General features: G+C 62.8%; 1 protein-coding gene. It reads left to right on the plus strand.

From position 1 onward, the window contains the following. The coding region (locus ACPYOG_RS20920; RefSeq protein WP_481295965.1) for a CapA family protein at nucleotides 1-234 on the plus strand (234 nt) is incomplete at both ends.

Raw genomic sequence — 234 nt, forward strand, 5'->3', positions numbered from 1 at the left:
GGACATTGGCTACCAGGCCTGCACCACGGCCAGCAACCACACCATTGACCGCGGCACGGAGGGGCTGCTCAGGACCCTGGATGCCCTCGATGCCGCAGACCTGAAGCACACGGGCTCGTATCGGACGGAGGCTGCCTCAAAGGAAATCCTGATGCTTCAAACGGACGCGGCCAAGGTAGCGCTCATCGTCGGAACCTACGGCCACAACGGACAGATTCCGGAGTACCCCTGGCT

This window comes from Leifsonia sp. HAY1-4F (assembly GCF_056755275.1).